Source organism: Streptomyces luomodiensis (assembly GCF_031679605.1).
GTDB classification, from domain to species: domain Bacteria; phylum Actinomycetota; class Actinomycetes; order Streptomycetales; family Streptomycetaceae; genus Streptomyces; species Streptomyces luomodiensis.
In genome coordinates this window covers 4,398,908-4,420,092 of sequence record NZ_CP117522.1, presented here as the reverse complement: position 1 = coordinate 4,420,092, position 21,185 = coordinate 4,398,908, and the positions used below count along the sequence as shown (strand labels likewise).

The 21,185-nt window shown below is 72.1% G+C and carries 17 protein-coding genes and 1 riboswitch; of the genes, 9 read left to right on the top strand and 8 right to left on the bottom strand.

Annotated elements, in window-relative coordinates; all coding sequences use genetic code 11:
- Positions 1-128 precede the first annotated feature (128 nt).
- Positions 129-848: a LuxR C-terminal-related transcriptional regulator gene (locus PS467_RS18555; protein ID WP_432280748.1), complete on the top strand. Its 720-nt coding sequence runs from the start codon at positions 129-131 to the stop codon at positions 846-848.
- A gap of 150 nt (positions 849-998) precedes the next feature.
- On the opposite strand, the gene PS467_RS18550 is transcribed toward PS467_RS18555, so the two are convergent.
- Positions 999-2,504, bottom strand: a complete 1,506-nt coding sequence (locus PS467_RS18550) for an FAD-dependent monooxygenase (protein ID WP_311036223.1) — start codon at positions 2,502-2,504, stop codon at positions 999-1,001.
- Positions 2,505-2,591: 87 nt separating this feature from the next.
- On the opposite strand from PS467_RS18550, the gene PS467_RS18545 reads away from it, so the two are divergent.
- Complete coding sequence (locus PS467_RS18545; protein WP_311036222.1) at positions 2,592-3,230, top strand: TetR family transcriptional regulator; 639 nt, start codon at positions 2,592-2,594, stop codon at positions 3,228-3,230.
- Positions 3,231-3,306: 76 nt separating this feature from the next.
- Here PS467_RS18545 and PS467_RS18540 read toward each other — a convergent pair whose 3' ends face one another.
- Positions 3,307-4,158 carry a helix-turn-helix transcriptional regulator gene (locus tag PS467_RS18540; protein ID WP_311036221.1) on the bottom strand — a complete coding sequence of 284 codons (852 nt, stop codon included), beginning with the start codon at positions 4,156-4,158 and terminating at the stop codon, positions 3,307-3,309.
- A gap of 86 nt (positions 4,159-4,244) precedes the next feature.
- Between PS467_RS18540 and PS467_RS18535 the strand changes: the two genes are divergently transcribed.
- The 3 genes from PS467_RS18535 (at position 4,245) to PS467_RS18525 (ending at position 6,554) form a co-directional block, all read left to right on the top strand.
- A complete protein-coding gene (locus tag PS467_RS18535; protein WP_311036220.1) occupies positions 4,245-5,063 on the top strand; it encodes an SDR family NAD(P)-dependent oxidoreductase in 819 nt (272 codons plus the stop codon).
- Positions 5,064-5,185: 122 nt separating this feature from the next.
- On the top strand, positions 5,186-5,803 hold the full coding sequence (locus tag PS467_RS18530) for a TetR/AcrR family transcriptional regulator (RefSeq protein WP_311036219.1): 618 nt from the start codon (positions 5,186-5,188) through the stop codon (positions 5,801-5,803).
- Positions 5,804-5,858: 55 nt separating this feature from the next.
- Complete coding sequence (locus PS467_RS18525; protein ID WP_311036218.1) at positions 5,859-6,554, top strand: nitroreductase; 696 nt, start codon at positions 5,859-5,861, stop codon at positions 6,552-6,554.
- A 67-nt stretch (positions 6,555-6,621) separates the two neighbouring features.
- Here PS467_RS18525 and PS467_RS18520 read toward each other — a convergent pair whose 3' ends face one another.
- Entirely contained in the window at positions 6,622-7,593 is a 972-nt protein-coding gene (locus PS467_RS18520; RefSeq protein WP_311036217.1) for an SDR family NAD(P)-dependent oxidoreductase, read from the bottom strand.
- Positions 7,594-7,852: 259 nt separating this feature from the next.
- Complete coding sequence (locus PS467_RS18515) at positions 7,853-8,887, bottom strand: C40 family peptidase (RefSeq protein ID WP_311036216.1); 1,035 nt, start codon at positions 8,885-8,887, stop codon at positions 7,853-7,855.
- 332 nt (positions 8,888-9,219) lie between these two features.
- On the opposite strand from PS467_RS18515, the gene PS467_RS18510 reads away from it, so the two are divergent.
- Together PS467_RS18510 and PS467_RS18505 are read left to right on the top strand one after the other, a co-directional pair.
- Complete coding sequence (locus PS467_RS18510) at positions 9,220-9,573, top strand: hypothetical protein (RefSeq protein WP_268972682.1); 354 nt, start codon at positions 9,220-9,222, stop codon at positions 9,571-9,573.
- Positions 9,574-9,767: 194 nt separating this feature from the next.
- Positions 9,768-10,418 carry a L,D-transpeptidase gene (locus PS467_RS18505; protein ID WP_268977012.1) on the top strand — a complete coding sequence of 217 codons (651 nt, stop codon included), beginning with the start codon at positions 9,768-9,770 and terminating at the stop codon, positions 10,416-10,418.
- A gap of 138 nt (positions 10,419-10,556) precedes the next feature.
- Here PS467_RS18505 and PS467_RS18500 read toward each other — a convergent pair whose 3' ends face one another.
- Positions 10,557-11,720 (bottom strand): C40 family peptidase, encoded by a 1,164-nt coding sequence (locus PS467_RS18500; RefSeq protein WP_311036215.1) that lies wholly within the window; start codon positions 11,718-11,720, stop codon positions 10,557-10,559.
- 8 nt (positions 11,721-11,728) lie between these two features.
- Positions 11,729-11,895: riboswitch (cyclic di-AMP (ydaO/yuaA leader) on the bottom strand.
- Positions 11,896-12,068: 173 nt separating this feature from the next.
- Here PS467_RS18500 and pcrA point away from each other — a divergent pair.
- Positions 12,069-14,543: a DNA helicase PcrA gene (gene pcrA, locus PS467_RS18495; protein ID WP_268972680.1), complete on the top strand. Its 2,475-nt coding sequence runs from the start codon at positions 12,069-12,071 to the stop codon at positions 14,541-14,543.
- A gap of 133 nt (positions 14,544-14,676) precedes the next feature.
- Here the strand turns inward: pcrA and PS467_RS18490 are convergent, their stop codons facing one another.
- The gene (locus tag PS467_RS18490; protein WP_432280604.1) at positions 14,677-16,290 is read right to left on the bottom strand and encodes a M23 family metallopeptidase; all 1,614 of its coding nucleotides are present in this window, start codon (positions 16,288-16,290) and stop codon (positions 14,677-14,679) included.
- 685 nt (positions 16,291-16,975) lie between these two features.
- Between PS467_RS18490 and icmB the strand changes: the two genes are divergently transcribed.
- Entirely contained in the window at positions 16,976-17,386 is a 411-nt protein-coding gene (gene icmB / locus PS467_RS18485) for a coenzyme B12-dependent isobutyryl CoA mutase small subunit (protein ID WP_268972677.1), read from the top strand.
- Between the two features lie 601 nt (positions 17,387-17,987).
- Here icmB and PS467_RS18480 read toward each other — a convergent pair.
- Both PS467_RS18480 and PS467_RS18475 read right to left on the bottom strand, forming a co-directional pair.
- On the bottom strand, positions 17,988-19,616 hold the full coding sequence (locus PS467_RS18480; protein WP_311036213.1) for a DUF5691 domain-containing protein: 1,629 nt from the start codon (positions 19,614-19,616) through the stop codon (positions 17,988-17,990).
- Positions 19,613-21,076, bottom strand: coding sequence for an SWIM zinc finger family protein (locus tag PS467_RS18475; protein WP_311036212.1), 1,464 nt, complete (start codon positions 21,074-21,076; stop codon positions 19,613-19,615). Before PS467_RS18475 ends, PS467_RS18480 begins: the two co-directional genes overlap by 4 nt.
- Between the last annotated feature and the right edge of the window lie 109 nt (positions 21,077-21,185).

Genomic DNA, 21,185 nt, shown 5'->3' with positions numbered 1-21,185 from the left:
CACCGGGCGGTACGGGCGGTGCCCCGGCGGCGGGTGGCAGTCCTGTGCCGGGTGGGTTCGGTCGTGCTTCGGTGCCCGGCAACAGGCACGGCAGGGACGCCCTGGGCACGCCCGGACCGGCAGGTGGCGTGCCCGCGCCCGGTCCGGTGGGGGCGGGTGACGCGGGGCCCGACGACGCCGCGGAGCCGCGCCGGGTGCGTGTCGTGCTGGTCGACGATCACCGTATGTTCCGCACCGGGGTGCAGGCCGAGATCGGGGACACGGCCCGGACCGGCGTCGAGGTGGTCGGCGAGGCGGCCGATGTCGACCAGGCCGTCACCGTGATCACCGCGACCCGCCCCGAGGTCGTACTGCTCGATGTGCACCTCCCGGGCGGGGGCGGGGTCGAAGTGCTGCGCCGCAGCGCCTCGCTGATGGCCGACCAGAACCGTCCGGTGCGCTTCCTCGCGCTCTCCGTCTCGGACGCCGCCGAGGACGTCATCGGGGTCATCCGCGGCGGCGCCCGCGGCTATGTGACCAAGACCATCACCGGCACCGACCTGGTCGACGCGATCTTCCGGGTCTCCGAGGGCGACGCGGTCTTCTCGCCGCGCCTCGCCGGTTTCGTCCTGGACGCCTTCGCCTCCACCGACGCCCCGCCCGTGGACGAGGACCTGGACCGGCTCACCCAGCGGGAACGCGAGGTGCTGCGCCTGATCGCCCGCGGCTACGCCTACAAGGAGATCGCCAAGCAGCTGTTCATCTCGGTGAAGACGGTCGAGAGCCACGTCTCGGCGGTGTTGCGCAAGCTCCAGCTCTCCAACCGCCATGAGCTGACCCGCTGGGCGACGGCCCGTCGCTTGGTCTGACGGCTTGGCGGCTTGGCGGCTTGGCGGTCTGGCGGCGTGACGGCTTAACGGCCTGACGGTCTGGCGGTCTGACGGCTTGGGCGGTCTGACGGCCTGGCGGCCCGACGCCTCTGGCGGTCTGACGGCCTGCCAACCTGGCGGCTCGGATCGTCAGGCCACCAGATGCGCGGCGATCGCGGGCAGCACCCCCTCGCGGCACGCGGCGGCGTCGTCCGCCGCCCAGCAGACGTAGCCGTCGGGGCGGAACAGCAGTGCGCCCGCGCCCAGGTCGGCCGTGGACTTGGCGGGTACGAGGTCGACCCGCTCCGGCAGCCGTACGCCGTCCGGGACGAGCCCGCCCACGTCCAGCAGCACGGCGTGTCCCGGGCCGAACAGCGACGACAGCCGGGCGGGCCCGGACGCGGTGACCAGCTCGGTGTCCGGCACCCGCTGCCCGGCCAGCGGATGGCGGGCACCGGGGATCTCGTACCCCAGCGCCAGCCCCGACATCAGCCCCGCCAGGTGCCGGTTGGCGTCCGGCAGCCGCAGCAGATCGGTGACGATCTCCCGCAGGGCCATCACGTCCTCGTTGTCCGGGCGCGGATCCGCCAGCACCCGCTGAGCCGAGGTGTGGTGCAGCACTCCGGCCGCGACCGGGTGCCGTTCGGCGTGGTAGCTGTCCAGCAACCCGGCCGGGGCCCGCCCATGGAGGGTGGCGGCCAGCTTCCAGCCCAGGTTGAACGCGTCCTGCACACCGAGGTTCAGCCCCTGCCCGCCCAGCGGCGGATGGATGTGCGCGGCGTCCCCCGCGAACAGCACCCGGCCGGCCCGGTAGCGCTCGACCTGCCGGGTGGCGTCGCTGAACCGGGAGGAGTTGTCCACCCCGCCGAGCACCGTCCCCTCGCCGTACACGGCCCGCAGCGCGGCGGCGATCTCGTCGTCGCCGACGGGCGTGTCCCGGGTGACCTCCGGGCGGTCCTCGGAGCCGTAGTACCCGTAGGTGAGCCGGTAGCGGTCGTCGCCGAGCGGGACGAGCATCGCCCAGTAGTCGTTCGCCTGCCGCGTCAGGGTGCTGATGTGCCCCTGCTCCCGGGGCACCAGCTCCGATACGGACGACAGCCGAACGTCGGCGAGCACCGCCAGATATGTCCCGGACCGCCCGGGGAACGGCATTCCGAGCTTCTTACGGACCGCACTGTGGCCCCCGTCGCACGCCACCACGTACCGCGCCCGCACCCGTGGACCGTCGTCCGCCGCGACGGTCACCCCGTCGGTGTCCGCCTCGACCGACGTCACGGCGGCCCCGCGCCGTATCCGCGCGCCCAGGGCGGTCGCCCGTTCTTCCAGCACCTCTTCGATCTCCCACTGGGGGAGCGAGATCGGGGACGGATACCGGGTGTCCCAGGGGCGGCAGTCCAGCGGCACCGGCAGCATCGCGAAGTGCCCGCCGACCGGTCCGCGCGGCATGGCCCGCCGCAGCATCGGCTCCAGCAGCCCCCGCAGCTCCAGCATTTCCGCCGTACGGGGCTGGATCGCCCCGCCCTTCACCTGCTGGAGGCGCTCCGGCAGCTTCTCCAGCACCAGGGTCTCCACCCCGGCCAGGGCCAGCTCGTACGCCAGCGTCAGCCCGGTCGGCCCGGCACCCACGATGACGACCTCGGTCTCGATCGACTCCATTTCGCCCTCCCTCACTTCTGCACTCGGTAAATAAGTACACCAGGTGCAGAACTATTCCAAGTGCAGTTTGTGGGGTAGTGTGGGCGCGTGACGACCGAGAACCAGCCCGGCCTGCGGGAACGCAAGAAGCAGCGGACCCGCGAGGCGATCTCGGACGCCGCGATCGCCCTCTTCATCGAGCGCGGCTTCCATGAGGTCTCCGTGGCCCAGATCGCCGAGGCCGCCGAGGTCTCCAAGCGCACGCTGTTCGCGTACTTCCCGACCAAGGAAGACCTCGTGGTGCACCGCATGGCCGACCACGAGACCGAATCCGCCCGGGTGGTGCGCGCCCGCCCCGCGCGCACCACCCCGCTGACCGCTCTGCGCGACCACTTCCTCGACGGCCTGCGCCGGCGCGATCCGATCACCGGTCTCAACGACACCCCTGAGATCCGGGAGCTCACCCAACTGATCTTCCGGACCCCCGCCCTGATCGACCGCATGCAGCGCTTCAAGGCGGGCGGCGAACGCGCCCTCACCGAGGCCCTGCGCGACACCGCCGACGCGCCGGACCTCATCGCCCGGATGGCCTCGGTCCAGGTCATCGCCGTCCAATGGGCGCTGTCCATGGAGAACTTCGAGCGCCTGGCGTCCGGCGAGACCGCCGATGTCCGCTACCCGGACGCGGTCCGCGACGCGGAGGCGGCCTTCGCCCTGCTGGCGAACGGCCTCGCGACGGTCAGCTGACCCACCTTCAAACGGTCAGGTGACACCACGGGCGCGGCCGCGCGTCCCACGGACGTCCGCGCCGAGGCGGCCCTGACTAGCTCGGCACATCCATGCGCTGGGTGCCGATGACCGACAGCAGCTTCAGCGCCTCCTCGGACGGTGAACCGGGGTCGGCGGTGTAGATGACGACCCGCTGGTCCCGGTCGGCGATGTCCAGCGAGTCGCAGTTGACGGTGATGGACCCGACGAGCGGATGGTGGAACGTCTTGCACAGGGTGGGCCCGGTCGACACGTCGTGGGAGTCCCACAGCCGGGCGAACTCCTCGCTGCCCGAACGGAGCTCGGCCACCAGCCCGGTCACCTCCGGGTCGTCGGGGTAGCGGGCGGCCGTGGCGCGCAGCTCCTCGGCCGCGGTCCGGGCGAACGCGTCCGCGTCCGTCACCCCGTACAGCCGCCGCCCGTCCCGGTGTGGCCCGAGGAAGGCGCGGCGGGCCAGGTTGCGGTCGCGGCGCGAGAGGGCGGAGAAGTCCTCCATGAAGGCGGCGGCCAAGTCGTTCCAGGCGATGACCTCGTAACTTGCGGACACGACGATCGCCGCCGCGTGCGGCAGCCGCCGCAGCAGCTCCGCGATGCTCGGCCGCACCTCACGGGACGGTCCGGCCGCCGGACCGGGCGGGGCGCCCGCGAGATGGTGGAGGTGGACCCGCTCGGCGTCGGCCAGCCGCAGGGCGCGGGCCAGCCCGGCCAGCACCTCGCGGGACGGGCGCGGCGCGCGGGCCTGCTCCAGCCGCGTGTAGTACTCGGTCGAGATGAACGCCAACTGCGCCACCTCCTCGCGCCGCAGCCCCGGGGTGCGGCGCCGCGTCCCGGCGGGCAGTCCCACGTCGGCGGGGGTGATCCGCTCGCGCCGGCTGCGCAGGAAGGCCGCAAGTTCTCGTCTGTCCACGCCCTCAGTGTGGGCGGACGGTGGGGGCTCAACCAGGTATCGCCGGTGCCTGGATGAGCTGTGCGGCCGGTCGCAGGCTCGTGACCATGGACAACACACCGGACACCACCCCCGAGACCCTGACCCGCGCCGCCACCGGGGTCGGCCTCGGCCTGCTGGCCGACAAGGTCGCCTTCGTCACTGGCGCCGGGCGCGGCATCGGCGCCGCCGCGGCGCGCCTCTTCGCCCGGGAGGGCGCCCGGGTGCTGCTGGCGGCCCGTACGGAGGCCCAGATCAAGGCGGTCGCCGAGGAGATCCGGGCGACCGGCGGTACCGCGGACCACGTCGTGTGCGACCTGGCCGACGCGGCGAGCGTGCGGGCCGCCGTCGACCGGGCCGTGGAGCTGTACGGCCGGCTCGACGTGGCCTTCAACAACGGCGCGACGAGCCATCAGCCGGGCCCGATGGACCAGTTCCCGGAGGCCGACTTCGACCATGTCTACGCCGTCAACCTCAGGGGCCCCTGGCTGGCCATGACCGCCGAGGTGACGGCCATCCGCGCCACCGCCGGAACGGGCGCCATCGTCAACAACTCGAGCGTCGGCAGCCTCATGGGCAACCCCGAACTCCCGGCGTACAGCGCCATGAAGCGCGCGGTCAACAGCCTCACCGAGTCGGCCGCCGTCACGTACGGCCCGGAGGGCATCCGCGTCAACGCCATCGCGCCCGGCGCCACGATCACCGAGATGATCCGCGAATGGGAGGACAGCTCCCCCGGCGTCATCGAGCGGATCACGACGCAGGCCCCGCTGCGCCGTGCCGCCGACCCGGACGAGATCGCCCAGGCCGCCGCGTGGCTCCTCAGCGACCGCGCCTCCTACGTGACCGGCACGGTGCTACGGGTGGACGGCGGCAGCCGGGCCTGAGCGGTCCGCCGACCGTGGGGGACGCCCCGGTGGCGTAGCGGTTGACGCCCACCGTACCGATCGGTACGGTGGGCGTCACGCGTGAGTACCGAACGGTACGTCGGACAGGAAGGGTGGGCCTGATGGCAGGACGGTCACCGGCGGGGCAGCGGGTCTGGGGCGTCGCGTGCGATCTCTTCTACCAAGAGGGCATCCGCGCGGTCGGCGTCGCCGAGATCGCCGAGCGTTCCGGGGTCGGGAAGCCCAGCATCTACCGGAGCTTCGAGTCCAAGGACCATCTGGCCGTCGCCTATGTGAAGGCGCAGGCAGACCCCCCGCGCGACTGGCTGGAGGCGGCGCGCGGGGCGTGTCCCGGCGATCCGCTGGCCCAACTGCGCCACGTCATAGGCGCCATCGCGGACCGGATCAGCGAGCCGGACTTCCGCGGCTGCCCGTTGGCCAACGCCTGCGTCGAATTCCCCGACCGCGACCACCCGGTGCACCGGACGGCCGGCGGGCTGAAGGCCGAGTACCTGGAGATGCTGGCCGATCTGATCGCCCCGCTGCCGGTCCGCGATCCGCAGGGTCTGGCCTACATGCTCCAGATGCTGGTGGAGGGCGCCAACGTCACCACGCAGATCTTCTCGGCCGAGCGCTCCGCGGCCGCGCTGAAGGAGGCGGCGGAGCGGATCATCCAGTCCTTCCTGGACGCGGACGCTCCCGCGGCCCCCGGCAGCTCCTGCGGCGCGGTGGCCCCGTAGTCCCCACGGCCCAATGGCTCAGCACTCGACCAACGACCAAGGAACCAACAGCGGCATGACCACCACCCTCCCCTGCCCGACCCTGCGCGCCAACGCCGAGCGGCTCATCCGTGGCCGCCGGGCCGTCCGCGCCTTCCGCCCCGACCCCGTACCGCAGGAGACCCTCCGCGCCGTGTTCTCCCTCGCGGGCGCGGCGCCCTCCAACTCCAACACCCAGCCCTGGCATATCGAGGTGGTCAGCGGCGCGTCCCGCGACCGGCTCAGCGCGGATCTGCGAGCCGCCCACGCCGCCGGGCGGATGACCCCGGACTTCCCCTACGACGACGGCATGTACGGCGACGTCCACCAGAAGCGGCGCCGCGCGGCGGGCGCCGCGATGTACGGCGCGCTGGGCATAGGCCGCGACGATCAGGCGGCCCGCGCCGCGTACGACGTCGAAAGCCTGGACTTCTACGGCGCCCCGCACGTCGCCCTGCTGTTCCTGCCGTCCACCGCGGAGGTGCGGATGGCGGCCGACGTCGGCATGTACGGCCAGACCCTGCTGCTCGCCCTGACCGCCCATGGCATCGCGAGCTGCCCGCAGGGCCTCCTCAGCTTCTATGCCGACACGGTGCGCCGCTCTCTGGGCGTCGCGGCGGACCGCAAGCTGCTGCTCGGCGTCTCCTTCGGCTACGCGGACCCGTCCGCCCCGGTGAACGGCATCTCCATCCCGCGTGCGGAGTTGAGCGAAACGACCCGCTTCAGCGACTGAACCACCCGATCCGGTGACTTCATGTGATCGACAGATCACGGTTGGCTCCTGCGCTCCAGCGTTCGTACTACGCGTCCTGATCTGGTCCTTGTGCCGGACCGAACTCCGGCTCGACCCCCGTCAGGTCGCGGCTCGCCGACCACAGGTGTGCCGCGACCTCCGCATCCGCCAGATGGCCTCGGACGGGCTCGCGCCGGGGGACGCCGCGGAGGCCGAAGGTCCGGGGGACCCATAGCTCGCCGCCGGTGACGGACGGGTCGAGGACCGCTCGTACGGCGGGCCAGGCGGCGGCCTCCTTGCCCTGGATGAGGACACCGGCGGGCAGACCCCGCAGCCGTTCGCCGGTCGTACGGACGTGGATCGGCGGGCGCGAGGGGGTGAGGGAGTCGAGCGCGCCGCCCGGGTGGGTGACCACGCTCCGCACCGTGCTGCCGACCGCCCTCAGCCGGCGGTCGAGTTCGAAACCGAAGAGCATCTGGGCCAGTTTCGACCGCCCATAGGTGCGCTCCGGCCGGTAGTCACGGATGCTCTGGAGGTCGTCGAGGTCCAGCCGCTCGGACTTGGCCGCGAAGCTGCCCGTGGTGACGACGCGGCCCTCGGGCGCGGCGGTGAGCAGGGGCATCAGCCAGTGGGTCAGCGCGAAGTGCCCGAGGTGGTTGATCCCGAACATCGCCTCATGGCCGTCGTCGGTCTCACGGCGGGGTGGCTGGTCGAACTTCACCCCGGCGTTGTGGACGACCGCGTCCAGACGATCCAACCCCAGCGCTTCCACGGAGGCTTTGAGCGAGGAGAGAGCGGCGAGGTCCAGCCGGATATGACGCACCCGGGCATCGGGGAGCCGGGAGCGGATCGAGGCCACGGCGGCGTCCGCCTTCGCCGGGTCCCGGCTGCCGAGGACGACGGTGGCCCCCGTACCGGCGAGCTGTTCGGCGACGAAGTACCCGATCCCCGCGTTGCCGCCGGTCACCAGGAAGGTCTTGCCCTGGGCGGACGGCAGCCGGTGGACGTCCCATGGCTCGGTCGGGGATGCGGAAGGCATACGGGGCTCCTCGCGTCGGGGTTCATGACGACATCTGCTCGGTGACGGGATGTGGCCTGCGCGGCCACGTATCAGCCTTACGGCCGCGACGACACCCTTACGGCCGTGAGCTCCACCCTTACGGGCGTGACCGACGCCCCGCCGACAGATCGCCGTCACCCGCCGCAGCCCACCGCAACCCGCCGACAGATCGCCGCCATCGACTCACGTCCGCCGAGTCCCTCGTCATGGCGAGCACCGCCTCCCCGAGCGGGGCGGGTTACGCCGGGCGGGCCGCTCCCGCGAAAGGCATGTCGGACACGGAGGCCACCCGCACGGGGGCTCCGGGGTGTGGGGCGTGGATCATGCGGCCGCCGCCGATGTAGATGCCGACATGGCTGATGCCGGAGTAGAAGAAGACCAGGTCGCCAGGGGCCAGTTGGTCACGCTGGACCCGCTGCCCGGCGCTGATCTGGGTGTAGGTGGTGCGGGGCAGGGAGACACCGGCGGCGCGCCAGGCGGCCTGCGTGAGCCCCGAGCAGTCATAGCCATGGGGGCCGGTGGCGCCCCAGATGTACGGCTTGCCGAGGGCCGCGTACGCGTAGGAGACGGCGAGGGCGGCGCGGCCCGTGGCGGGAACGGGCGAGCCGGCCCCGGCCTTGCCGCCGTCCCGGGCCTCCTGGGCCGCCGACAGACGCCGCCGCTGCTCGTCGGTCAGCCGGTCGAGGAGGCGGTCGGCGGCGGCGAGCTTCTCCTGGACGGTCCGCTTGTGGCGGGCGGCCGCCGTCTGGGAGAGGCGCAGAGCGGCGAGGCGGTCGGCCGCCTCGCCGCGGACCTGGCGTAATGTCCGCTCCTGACGGCCGACGGCGGTGATCAGGGCGGTCTGGCGGTTCCCCGCGCGCTCGACGAGCGAGGCGCGCTGGAGGTACTGGTCGGGGGAAGAGGACAGGGCGAGCTGGAGGGCCGGGGCGATGGTCCCGGAGCGGTACTGGGCGGCGGCGAAGGCGCCGAGGGCGTTGCGCGCGGCGTTGAGCCGGGTGGTGCGGCGGGCGGCCTGGTCGCGCAGCGCGTCCAGCGCCCGCCGGGCCTTGTCGGCCTTGTCCTTCGCGCCGTTGTACTTCTCGGTGGCCTCCTCGGCCTCCCGTCGGTACTCATCGACCTTCGCCCTCACCTGAGCGGGGGTGAGGTGGTGCTCGGCGTGCCCGGTGCCGTCGAGGAGGGTGGCGGACGCGGTGCCCGTGAGGGCGAGGAGCGCGGCCGCGCGGGCGGTGCTGCTGGTGAGCGAGCGCTGCTTGGGCTTCCTGTGCGACGCCACTGCGGCGGTTCACCTGGTCTCTCTTGGGCATTCCAGGACGTTTCGGGTCCTGGACCTTCATGGGGAACGGACGGGCGGGTGGCAGCCCGCCATGAAGGCGGGGACCCTCGGTTGACGGGAAGCGGACTGCCACCTGGAGGGGAAGCTAGGCCGGAAAGTGGGGGCCATGCGGGTGAATGAACGGGAGTGGACGGTTTTCGTCGCTCCTGTGACGGCGACTGATCGCAGGGTGAGCGGGGTGGCCGAGAGTCTCGAGCGGCCCTGACCGAAGCGCCCATAGGGGCCCACCCGGGTGCCGGCCGGTGTTATGCGCGCGGTTACTCTCCCGAGCTATGGACGTACTCATTCATCTGTTCGTCGGTCTGCACATCGTCGGCATCGGCGCGCTGCTCGGTGGCTTCCTCTCGCAGATGAAGGCGATGAGCGCGGGCGAGGCCCGGATGACCCCGGGGATGCTGCACGGCGCGCTGACCATGCTGGTGACCGGCGTGGCGCTGGTCGGGCTCAATCAGGCCGACGACAACAGCGTCAATACCGTCAAGATCGGCCTGAAGCTGGCGCTGCTGATCGTGATCCTCGGTCTGGTGTACGTGAAGCGCGACGAGGAGAAGGTCGAGTCGGCCGCCTTCGGCGCGGTGGGTGCCTTGACAACGGCAAACATCTTCATCGCCGTTCTGTGGACCTGACGAACTGATGTACGGGGGGAGCTGAGCGCAACCTCGGTGCAACCATTTGCACTCGCGAGCTGTCGTAGTAAAGAGCTTGGCAGTCGAGAGGAGTGGCCATGGGGGTATGGGGGTCAGTCGGAGGTCGCGGAGGTCTCGGGAGTCTCGGAGGTCGTCGTAGCCGGCGTGCGGGCATCGTGCTGGGGCTGGCGGGGATGACGGTGCCGCTCGCGGTCGCCGTGGCCGGTCCGGCGCAGGCCGCCGCGTCGTACTGCACCAGCACCGCGGGTCCGTATCAGAAGCAGGCCGAGAAGTTCCTGGGCCGCCCCGTCGACGGGCGGCAGTCGCGGGCGGACTGCCGCGCGATCCAGAAGTTCCAGATCAACCACGGCATCAGCCCGACGATCGGCTACGCCGGCCCGATCACCTCGGGTGTGATGAAGCTGATCAACGCCCAGAAGGCGGCCGGACACAAACCGAACGCGGCGAAGAAGTGCCCGACCAACAAGGGCCGCATCGCCTGTGTCGACCTCACCCGGCAGCTGAGCTGGATCCAGGACGGCTCCCGGCTGGTCTACGGACCGGTTCCGGTGCGGACCGGGCGGAACGGCTTCGAGACCCGCACCGGGCTGACCAGGGTCTACTGGCGGAACAAGAACCACTGGTCGACGCTCTACAAGGTCGCCATGCCCTACAGCCAGTTCTTCGACGGCGGTCAGGCGTTCCACTCCATCGCCGGCAGCGTATGGTCCCCGCCCGGCTCCCACGGCTGCGTCAATATGCGCGCGGCCGACGCCAAGAAGTACTGGAGCCTGCTGAAGAACGGCGACGATGTGTACGTCTACGGGCGCAAGCCCGGCACCTGAGGCGATGCCGGTGCCGCTGCCCGAGACCCGGCCCCGGGCAGCGGCACCGCGGCCTCTGAGGGCCTGCCCCGCGAAAGTCTGGCTCAGCCTGACCCGCGAAAGCCTGGCCCGCGAAAGCCTGGCCGACGAGAGCCTGGCCTACGCGGGCCGTACGCTCCCGTAAATCGGCATCTCCGTGATCGGGGCCTTCTTCACCACATCGCCCGGCTTCGGCGCGTGGATCATCATCCCGTCGCCGATGTAGAGGCCGACATGGCTGATGTCGTCGTAGAAGAAGACGAGATCGCCCGGCTGGAGCTGGGACGTCGAGACGCGCGTACCGATCTTCACCTGGTCCCAGGTGGTGCGCGGCAGCGAGATCCCGGCGGACTTCCAGGCCGCCTGCGTCAGTCCTGAGCAGTCGAAGGAGCTCGGGCCGGTGGCGCCCCACACGTACGGCTTGCCGAGCTGCGCCTTCGCGAAGGCGATGGCCTGGGCCGCCTTGGAGCTGTTGGCGGGGGCCGAGGGGGCCGTCGAGCCGCCGCTCCCGTCCTGCTGTCCCTGCTGCTCCTGCTGCTTTTTCCGGGCGGCGGCCTCCTGCCGCTGCTTCTCGGCCAGCGCGGCGGCCTTACGGCGGGCCTCTTCCGCCTGCTTCTTCTCGATCGCCGCCAGCCGTGCCTTCTCCTTGGCGGTCAGATTCGCCAGCAGCCGCCGGGCCTCGGTCAGTTTGTCCTGGACGGTCTTCTTCTGGGTCTTCAGCTGCTTCTGCGCCGCGGTCAGCGTGGCGAGGCTCGCGCCGGCCTTACGGCGCTCCTCGGCGGTCTTCGTCCGCTGTGTCCGGAAGTTGTCGACGGCCTGCTTCTGTCGACCGGTCAGCCGGTCCAGCAGATGCGACTGGTCGAAGACGTCCTGCGGATCGTCGGAGAACAGCAGGGTCGCGGCGGAGCGGGCCAATCCGCCGTCGCGGTACTGGGCGGCGGCGTAGGTGCCCAGTGTGCGTCGCGCCTCGTTGAGCTTCTCGGTGCGCTGGGCGACGGAGTCCAGCAGCTTGTCGACCTTGGCCCGCTGCTGGTCGGTGCGTTCCTTCGCGGCGTTGTAGCGCTGGGTGGCGGTCTCCGCCTGGTGGTAGAGGGTGTCGACCTTCTCCTTGACCTTCTCGATCGACTGGGAGGCCGGCCGGGGATCACCGGGCGCGGCGTTGGCCGACTGGGACAGGAGGGTGACGGAGGCGAGGGCGGCCGTGGTGAACCCGACGGCCGTACGGCGGCCGTGACCGGTGCGCGGGGCGGGTATGCGGGTCCGCGGTTTGCGGTGCGACGCCAAAGGAGGCGACTCCTTCCGTGGACCGCCTACCGGGTTAGCTGTCGGGTTCGGGCGGTTCGGAAGGTTGCCCTACGGCCTCGCGCGCGGCACGTGCGTGCCGCACCGCTCGGCCGATTCACCCCGGTCGTGCGTTCTGGGTCCCCGGCTCCGGGCCGCCTCGCGGCGGTGCCGGACTCGGCGGAGGCCGCCCGTGCCGACGCGGTTCGCCGACGGATCGTCCGGGCCGCCTGACGCAGGACGGTAGCCAATGCGTGGGGCTTCTGTGAAGACTGGTGTTCGTTTTGCCCGAAACCGTTTCGTGATGTTCGGACGTCGGGTGTCAGTGGGGCGGCCTAGACTCGGGGAGCGATGAGCAGCCTCTTTGACGACAGCTTCCTGGCGGACCTCGGGCCCCCCTCTCATGAGGAGGAGCCACCGCCGCCCGAGGATTCGGCGCACCCTGCCCACGGTGGTGCTGAGGACGTGCCGCATCACCTCTTCAGCGGCGCCTTCGACGCGCCCGTGCCCAGGGAGGCCCACTACCGGGACGGCGCGCCGCGGCCCGCCGTGGACCCGTCCGCCCTGCTCGAGGGGATGAACGAGCAGCAGAAGGCCGCCGTGGAGCACACCGGCGCTCCGCTGCTGATCGTCGCGGGCGCCGGCTCCGGCAAGACCCGGGTGCTCACCCACCGCATCGCGTATCTGCTCGGTGCCCGCGGGGTGCACCCCGGCCAGATCCTCGCCATCACCTTCACCAACAAGGCGGCGGGCGAGATGAAGGAGCGCGTCGAGGAGCTCGTCGGCCCGCGGGCCAACGCCATGTGGGTGTCCACTTTCCACAGCGCCTGCGTCCGCATCCTGCGCCGAGAGTCCAAGAAGCTCGGCTTCACCTCGTCGTTCTCGATCTACGACGCCGCCGACTCCAAGCGGCTGATGTCGCTGGTCTGCCGGGATCTGGACCTCGACCCCAAGCGGTTCCCGCCGAAGTCCTTCAGCGCCAAGATCTCCAACCTGAAGAACGAGCTGATCGACGAGGAGACCTTCGCCGGGCAGGCTGCGGACGGCTTTGAGAAGACCCTCGCTGAGGCGTACGCGATGTACCAGTCGAGGCTGCGCGAGGCCAATGCGCTGGACTTCGACGACATCATCATGACCACGGTCAATCTGCTCCAGGCGTTCCCGGACGTCGCCGAGCACTACCGCCGCCGCTTCCGGCACGTCCTGGTGGACGAGTACCAGGACACCAACCACGCCCAGTACACCCTCGTGCGCGAGCTGGTGGGCACGGACACCGAGGAGACGACCGCCGCCGAGCTGTGCGTGGTGGGCGACGCCGATCAGTCGATCTACGCCTTCCGGGGCGCCACGATCCGTAACATCCTCCAGTTCGAGGAGGACTACCCCACCGCGCGGACGATCCTCCTCGAGCAGAACTACCGCTCGACCCAGACCATCCTGAGTGCGGCCAACGCGGTCATCGAGCGCAATGAGAACCGCCGCCCGAAGAACCTGTGGACACAGGCCGGCGCCGGAGCCGAGATCGTCGGCTATGTGGCCGACACCGAGCACGACGAGGCCCAGTTCGTCGCCGACGAGATCGACCGGCTGACGGACGCGGGCGACGCCAAGGCCGGGGACGTGGCGGTCTTCTACCGGACCAACGCCCAGTCCCGTGTCTTCGAGGAGATCTTCATCCGGGTCGGGCTGCCGTACAAGGTCGTCGGCGGCGTGCGCTTCTATGAGCGCAAGGAGGTCCGGGACGTCCTCGCGTACCTGCGGGTGCTGGCCAACCCCGAGGACTCCGTCCCGCTGCGCCGGATTCTGAACGTGCCCAAGCGCGGTATCGGGGAGCGCGCCGAGGCCATGATCGACGCGCTGGCGCTGCGCGAGAAGATCACCTTCCCGCAGGCGCTGCGCCGGGTGGACGAGGCGTACGGCATGGCGGCCCGCTCGGCCAACGCCGTCAAGCGGTTCAACACCCTCATGGAGGAGCTGCACACCATCGCGGAGTCCGGGGCGGGCCCGGCGACCGTCCTGGAGGCGGTGCTGGAGCGCACCGGCTATCTGGCCGAGCTCCAGGCGTCCACCGATCCGCAGGACGAGACCCGGATCGAGAACCTCCAGGAGCTCGCGGCCGTGGCCCTGGAGTTCGAGCAGGACCGGAGCGAGGAGAACCCCGGCAGCCTCGCGGACTTCCTGGAGCAGGTCGCGCTCGTCGCCGACTCCGACCAGATCCCGGACGAGGACACCGAGGGCTCCGGCGTGATCACGCTGATGACGCTGCACACGGCGAAGGGTCTGGAGTTCCCGGTCGTCTTCCTCAGCGGCATGGAGGACGGCGTCTTCCCGCATATGCGGGCGCTCGGCCAGACCAAGGAGCTGGAGGAGGAGCGGCGGCTGGCCTATGTGGGGATCACCCGGGCCCGCGAGCGGCTCTATCTGACCCGGTCGACGATGCGCAGCGCCTGGGGACAGCCCGCGTACAACCCGCCGTCCCGCTTCCTGGAGGAGATCCCGGATCAGTATGTGCGGTGGCGGCGCACCGGGCCCGCCACCCCGTCGGCGTCCATGGGCGGCGTCGCCTCGACCCCGCCGTCGGGGCTGTCGTCCGGTCTGTCGTCGTCGCGTGCGCGCACCGGGGGCAGCGGGTTCGCCACCCGGCGGGCCAAGGAGCGTCCGGTGGTCGCTCTGGCCATCGGTGACCGGGTCACCCATGACTCGTTCGGGCTCGGCACGGTGGTGGCGGTCAAGGGCAGCGGGGACAACGCGGAGGCGACGATCGACTTCGGCGACGAGAAGCCGAAGCGGCTGCTGCTGCGGTACGCACCGGTGGAGAAGCTGTAGGGAGCGGCCTGTGGGGGACGGCCGGTAGGAGCGGCCTGTGCGGGACGGCCGGTAGGGAGCGGCCTGTGGGCAGCGAGGGAGCCACGGGCCGGGGCCGCCGCCACAGGCCGGATCCGGACCCGGCCGGGTCGGATCAGGTCGGGTCGAGGCCGTGGCTCCGCAGCCAGGGCAGCGGGTCGATGGCCGAGCCGCCGCCGGGGTGCACCTCGAAGTGCAGATGCGGGCCGGTGGAGTTACCGGAGTTCCCGGAGTAGGCGATGGTGTCCCCGGCCTTGACGGTCCCGGAGCGGATCTTGGCGCTGCTGAGGTGGCAGTACCAGGTCTCCGTACCGTCCGGGCTGGTCAGCACGACCATGTTGCCGTAGGCGTCGTTCCACTGCGTCGTGACGGTGCCGTCGGTGGCGGCCATCACGGGCGTGCCGTAACTCACCGGGAAGTCGATGCCGGTGTGCACCGACATCCAGTTGATACCGGCCTGGCCGAACTGGGCGCTGAGGCCGTGCTGGGCGACGGGCAGCGCGAACTTCGGGCGCAGCGCTTCCTTCCGCGCCGCCTCCTCGGCCTTGCGCTTCTTCTCGGCGGCCTGGCGCGCCTGGAGGTCGATGCGCTCCTGGGTGCGGCTGGCGCGGTCGCGGAAGTCGTTGGCGCCCTCCCGGACCTCGGCGAGCTGGGAGTCCAGCTTGCTGTTGGCGGCGGAGGGCTTCACGGGGGCCGCGGCGGTGTCGGGCGCGGCCTGGGTGGTGGATTCGTCTTTCTTGTCGCTTCCCATGCCGCTGACCGAGGCCGCGGCCACGGCGGTGACGCCCAGGGCGCAGACGGAGGGGACGGCGACGGTGAGGAGCGCGGAGCGCTTGGGTCGGGAGGGGGTACGGCGGCGACCGCGGCTCGCCTCCCGGCGGGGGGAGGGGGCGGATTCCCGCACGGCCGCCGCCTCGGGTTCAGGTTCCGCCTCGGGGGCCGGGTCGTACGGTTGGTCGGACTCGTGGATCGGGTCGAAGACGGCGGTGTGCTCGAAGCCGTCGGGCTGCTCGGGGATGACGGCCTGTTCGAACACGGCCGTCTGCTCGAAGGCGTTGGGCTCGTGCTCGTGCTGCTCGAAGCCTGCCTGGTCGAGCCCCGGGTGGTTCAGCTCCGAGTGGTCGTACTGCCCCTCGTCCACGGTCCCGTAGAGGGAGGTGTCCCAGAACTGGGTCTGCCCGGTGTCCACGCCCGAGGTCTGTACCCCGGACTCGTACCCCGTGCCGTGGTCCCACTGGCCCGGCATCTCGGTCTGGCCGGTGGCGCCCGCGTCCCAGGCGCCGATGTCCCACTGGGCGCCGGTCTCGGCGTCCTGCTGGGTGGGGATGCCGGTCGGCAGGTGATAGCCGGAGGCGGCCCACATCGCGGTGGTGTCGTAGGCGCCGGTGTCGTAACCGGAGCCGTAAGAGGCCGTGTCGTAGTGGCCCGTGTCGTGCTGCTGGTACGAGCCGGTCTGGTGCTGGTCGACCGCGGCCCACTGGGAGGCGTCGTACTGACCGCTGTGGGCGCCCTGTCCGTCGTCGTACGCGCCCGGAAGCGTGCCGAAGAGCGGGTCACCGTCACCGTAGGCCGTGGCCAGGTGGTCGAAGCTGCCGGTGGAATAGCCGTCGTACCCGACGTAGCCGTGCGCTGTGTCCTGCCGCTGACCGTAAGCCTCTTCGTACGGATACGAGGCGTCGGGAGCGGGGACGGTCGGAGAGGCCCCCGACGGGTGACGGTCGTTCACCACCAACTTCTCTTTCGCCTCGGCTGCAGGAGAATTAGCGGCGACTGTACCCGGCAGTACGCGGCAGCCACAATCTTCCGTGACTTTCGAGCATCTCGGGAAAGGGTATTTGGCCGTCTTTCGGCTGACTGTACGCACTCCCTTGGCCGGATGTTCGATTGACGTTCGGCAATTCCCGCCCTCCCGGGGCACCGAGAGGGCGCCCCTGGCGTCGTTGCCGTGCACCGCCAGGACGAGATGTCCGATTCCGTTGACGCGGATGTTGCGGATGTTGCGGAAGAGCACAAAGCGACGAAACGCGCACGGCATTCAGGGGCAGGCTGCCGCAACTCCGTTATCGCCTGGAAGTCCGGGCACATCTGACGCACGAGTGGATGTACGGACAACAGGGGCGCGGACTGCGATGGTGAGGTGGTGGGGTGGTGCGGGCGTTGCGTACGGGGACCGCTCCGTCGCACCGCGGCGCCATCCGACTGCCGGCGGCGCTGCGCGGTGCGACGGTCCCCGCTGCGGCTCCCCTGGTGTGGCCGGCCCGAAGCGCATACGGCGCCTTCGGTGAACGTGTCCCACGTGTGATTTCCCCCTCGCCGAGTGCCGCGAAACTGCCGGGTAGGGGATGCTGGGGATAACGTTCGTTCACGTCGGTGCGGGCGACGGTTCGCAAGGCTCGAAGGGCTTGGAGGCTGCGATGGGTGTGACCGGTCCGATCCGTGTGGTGGTGGCCAAGCCGGGGCTGGACGGCCATGACCGCGGGGCGAAGGTGATCGCGCGGGCGTTGCGCGACGCGGGCATGGAGGTCATCTACACCGGGCTCCACCAGACGCCCGAGCAGATCGTCGACACCGCGATCCAGGAGGACGCCGACGCGATCGGGCTGTCCATTCTGTCCGGTGCCCATATGACCTTGTTCGCCAAGGTGCTGGAGCTGCTGCGGGAGCGCGAGGCCGAGGACATCAAGGTGTTCGGCGGCGGGATCATCCCCGAGGCGGACATTCCCCCGCTCAAGGAGCAGGGCGTCGCGGAGATCTTCACCCCGGGGGCGACGACGGCGGCCATCGTGGAATGGGTCCGCGAGAACGTCCGCCCGGTGGCCGCCTGACCCGGACCCGCCATGGAGCACGGCCGGGCTCCGGAGCCACGGTCGGTTCCGGTTCACGGCCGGGGTCCGGAGCCAAGGCCCGGTCCCCGGTGACGGCCGGGGCCCGGAGCCAGGGCCGGGTCCCGGTTATGGCCGGGGCCCGAGGTAGGGCCTGATTCCGGGTGACGGCGGGGGTTCGGAGCGATGGCCGGGTCATGAAGGGCGGCCGGGTCCTGGACGCGGCCGCGGCCCGGGGTATGGCCCGATCCCGGGTGACGGCCGTGGTCTGTCCGGAGTCACGGCCCGGTCCCCGGTTATGGCCGGGGCCCGAGGTAGGGGGCCCGATTCCGGGTGAGGGCCGGGGTTCGGAGCGACGGCCGGGTCCTGGACGCGGCCGGGGCCCGGGGTATGGCCCGATCCCGGGTGACGGCCGGGATCTGTCCGGAGCCGGGGCTGGATCGGAGTGACGGCCGGAGCCCGGAGCCAGGGCCGGGGTCCTGAGCACGACCGGATCCCGGATCGTGGCCAACGCCCGATGGCACGGCCGGACCCCGGATGCCCTGACGCCGGATCACGTCCGGCCCAGGGCATCCGGCGGCCGGACTCCGGTGCGGATCGGGGATCAGGCCGGTTCGAGCTCGGCTCGCATGGTCGCCCTCAGCCGTAGCGTTCCCACGAGCCGCTGGAACGCCTCTGCCCAATAGCCCCCGGCTCCCGGCGCCGCCCCCTCCGCCTCGTCCGGTATCGCCGTCAGCACCTCGAGCCGGTCCGCTTGCGCCGGGTCCAGGCAGCGCTCGGCCAGACCCATGACCCCGCTGAAGCTCCACGGGTAGCTGCCCGCGTCCCGGGCGATGTCCAGCGCGTCGACGACGGCCCGGCCCAGCGGTTCGGCCCAGGGCACCGTGCACACCCCCAGCAGCCGGAAGGCGTCGGACAGCCCGTGGGACGCGATGAACTCGGCCACCCACTCCGCCCGTTCCCGAGCGGGGAGCGCGGACAGCAGCTTCGCGGGGTCCCGCCAGGCGGCTGATGCCGCCTCCCCGGTGTTGGCGGGCGCGACGGCCGGGGTGCCGAGCAGCGCACGGCACCACTCCGCGTCGCGCTGCCGCACCGCCGCCCGGCACCATGCGGCGTGCAGATCCGCCCGCCAGCCGTCCGCGACGGGCAGCGCCACGATCTCGGCGGGGCCGCGTCCGCCGAACCACTCGCTCCAGCGGTCCAGCGGGGTCGCCTCCACCAACTGGCCCAGCCACCAGGACCGTTCCCCCCGGCCGGAGGGCGGCTTGGGCACGACGCCGTCACGCTGCATGCCGCTGTCGCACTCGTCCGGCGGCCGGACGGTTATCCGGGCGTCGGCGGTCAGTGACACACAGCCGCGCGACCGCTCGGCCATGCGCGCGGCGAGTGCGGAGCCGGGGAGCGCGGAGAGCAGTTCGGCGGCGGTCGCCCGGACGTTCCGGCTGCGGTCGGACAGGGCCCGTTCGAGGAACGGCTCGTCGGACGGGCAGAGGTCGTCGCGCAGCGAGTCCAGGAACATCAGCCGGTCCTCGGCGCGCTCGGTCGACCAGGTGCCGCCCAGCAGGGCCAGCCCCGCCGCCGGGTCGCGGTGGCGCGCCGCCGCCAGCAGCGACACCCGCTCGGCGAAAAGCCCCTCCTCCCACAGCCGCTGTTCATCGGGCGGGGCGGCGGCCGTCCCGGCCGATTCGGACGGCTCCGGGACGGGGGTGTGCGCCCGGCCCGTCGGCGCGCCCCGCAGCGCGAACTTCCAGTCCGGGTTGAGCCGGGCCAGCCACAGCGCACGCGGCCCGCCGAGCGTCAGCGCCTCGGGCCGCAGATCGGTGCGGGCGCGGGCGGCGTCGAGGAGAGCCGGGAGCAGGGCGTCGGGCACCCGATAGCCGTGGTGGTTGGCCAGCGCGAGCCACTGCGGCAGCAGTTCGGCGAGGTCGGGTGCGGTGCGCGGGCCGCCGCGCCCCGGAGCCGAACGGTCGGCGAGCAGCATCGCCAGCCTGCTGCGGGCGGCCATGGGCAGCGCCGGCCGCGGATCCTCGGGTGCCCGGCCGGGCCCCGGCCGGGCGGGCGCGGGACGCAGCCCGGCCCGCCGCCGCACGGTGCTGAGCGCGGCGGCGTCCAGCAGGGCGGACGGTGCGTCCTGCCCGGGGCGCGGGGCGACCGGCGGGGTGCGCCGCTCGGTGCCGAGCAGCGCGGCCGCGACGAGGTCGTCCCAGGGCGCGGTGGGGGTCGTGCTGGTCAACGGGTGCCTCCCTGCGCTGCCGCCGCGATGAGCGGGACGGGGGTCGGGTCCCAGGTGGTAATGGGCGAGAAGCCGCGATGGCCGCACTCGCCGAAGACGGTGACCGGGCCGCCGCCGGATATCGCCATCAGCTGCCACAGGTCGGTGCGCCCCGCGCAGCGCGGATCGATGGGCAGTGCCGAGCCGCTGCGCTCGTCCGCCAGCTGCCATCCGGCGTCGCCAGGGACCGGCACCACATCGGTGAGCACGACCGGCCAGCCCTCCAGCCAGGGATCGTCCCCGAGCGCCGCCCCGTAGATCGCGAGCGCGGTGTCGACATCGCACCCCTCGGGGGCCGCGGACACGGCGGGAGCCGGGTCCTCCGGCACCTCCTCGTGGCGGGCGCCGATCGCGGCACGCAGCGGGCGGGCCGCCGGGTAGTACGTGAGGTCGGCGTCCAGGACCAGGCCGGTGGGCAGCGCGGGCTCGAGGGGCCGGCCGGGGGCGCTGAACGAGAGCAGCAGCGCCATCCGGTGCGTACGCTCGCCCCGCAGCCAGCTGCGGCGGGTGGTCAGCCTGCCGTCCGTGCCGTCCTGGCGGCCCAGGACCAGCCAGCGGTCCCGGATCGCCTCCCCGGTCGCCAGCAGCTCGGCCACCGGCGTGGTGAGACCCACCCGGGTGCGCGTGGTGGCGGCCAGCTGCTCCGGGAGGCGGTCGAGATGGAGGAAGCCCTGGGTGAGGAGGTGGGCCAGCGCGCACTCCTCCAGCAGCCGGGCGGGCCACCCCGGACCGGACGAGGGGATCGCGGCCAGCTCCCGCACCCGCGTCTCGAGACCCGGAGCCTGGGCGTCGACCATCCGCGCGGCCGTCTCGTCCCACGCCCCGTATCCGGCGCGGTCGGCGGCGGCCAGACCGTCGCGGAGCAGATCGGCCAGCCGCCGCTCCAACTCGGTGGCACCCGCCGCGATGCGCTGGGCCCGCCGCTCGGCGCGGTGGCGCGCGGCCTCCGGATCGGCCGCTCCGCCGCTCCGCCCGCTCCCCGAGCCGTCGCCCGTCCCGCGGCGGCCCACCCCGTCGCCCGTCCCGCCGCTCCCCGCACCCGCCTCCCGGGCCGCGGCGGCGGCTCTTCCGGCCCGCTCGCGCCGCCCGCCGAGCCACTGCTCGGCCCATTCCGGCGGCTCACCGCCCCCGGGCACGCCCCCCTCGCCGGACGCCCACAGCAGCAGCAGGCCCAGCGCGTGCTTGCACGGGAACTTCCGGCTCGGGCAACTGCACCGATAGCCGGGTCCGTTCAGATCGACGACCGTCTGGTACGGCTTGCTGCCGCTGCCCGAGCACAGCCCCCACACCGCTTGGCCGCGCGCCCCCGCGCCCGACCATGAGCCGGCCGTGGCGAGCTTGCCGCCCGCCGTGCGCGACGCGGCGTCAGAAGCCAGGGCCAGCACCTGCTCCGCCGTCCAGCGTTCCCCCTGCGGATTCATGTCTGCGACGGTACGGGCACCCACTGACAATCGCCCTGACCTGGGCGTTCATCGGCCGGGGCCCGGTTGTCAGTGGGGTGGTGCAGGGTGGTTCACGCGTCCGGAAACG

Bases quoted from the DNA above. Each gene is read 5' to 3' on its own strand.
- PS467_RS18510 (WP_268972682.1), top strand. From the start codon at position 9,220: ATGGACGTACTCATTCATCTGTTCGTCGGTCTGCACATCGTCGGCATC.
- PS467_RS18535 (WP_311036220.1), top strand. From the start codon at position 4,245: ATGGACAACACACCGGACACCACCCCCGAGACCCTGACCCGCGCCGCC.
- PS467_RS18475 (WP_311036212.1), bottom strand. From the start codon at position 21,076: ATGAATCCGCAGGGGGAACGCTGGACGGCGGAGCAGGTGCTGGCCCTG.
- icmB (WP_268972677.1), top strand. From the start codon at position 16,976: ATGGGTGTGACCGGTCCGATCCGTGTGGTGGTGGCCAAGCCGGGGCTG.
- PS467_RS18505 (WP_268977012.1), top strand. From the start codon at position 9,768: ATGACGGTGCCGCTCGCGGTCGCCGTGGCCGGTCCGGCGCAGGCCGCC.
- pcrA (WP_268972680.1), top strand. From the start codon at position 12,069: ATGAGCAGCCTCTTTGACGACAGCTTCCTGGCGGACCTCGGGCCCCCC.
- PS467_RS18520 (WP_311036217.1), bottom strand. From the start codon at position 7,593: ATGCCTTCCGCATCCCCGACCGAGCCATGGGACGTCCACCGGCTGCCG.
- PS467_RS18530 (WP_311036219.1), top strand. From the start codon at position 5,186: ATGGCAGGACGGTCACCGGCGGGGCAGCGGGTCTGGGGCGTCGCGTGC.
- PS467_RS18550 (WP_311036223.1), bottom strand. From the start codon at position 2,504: ATGGAGTCGATCGAGACCGAGGTCGTCATCGTGGGTGCCGGGCCGACC.
- PS467_RS18525 (WP_311036218.1), top strand. From the start codon at position 5,859: ATGACCACCACCCTCCCCTGCCCGACCCTGCGCGCCAACGCCGAGCGG.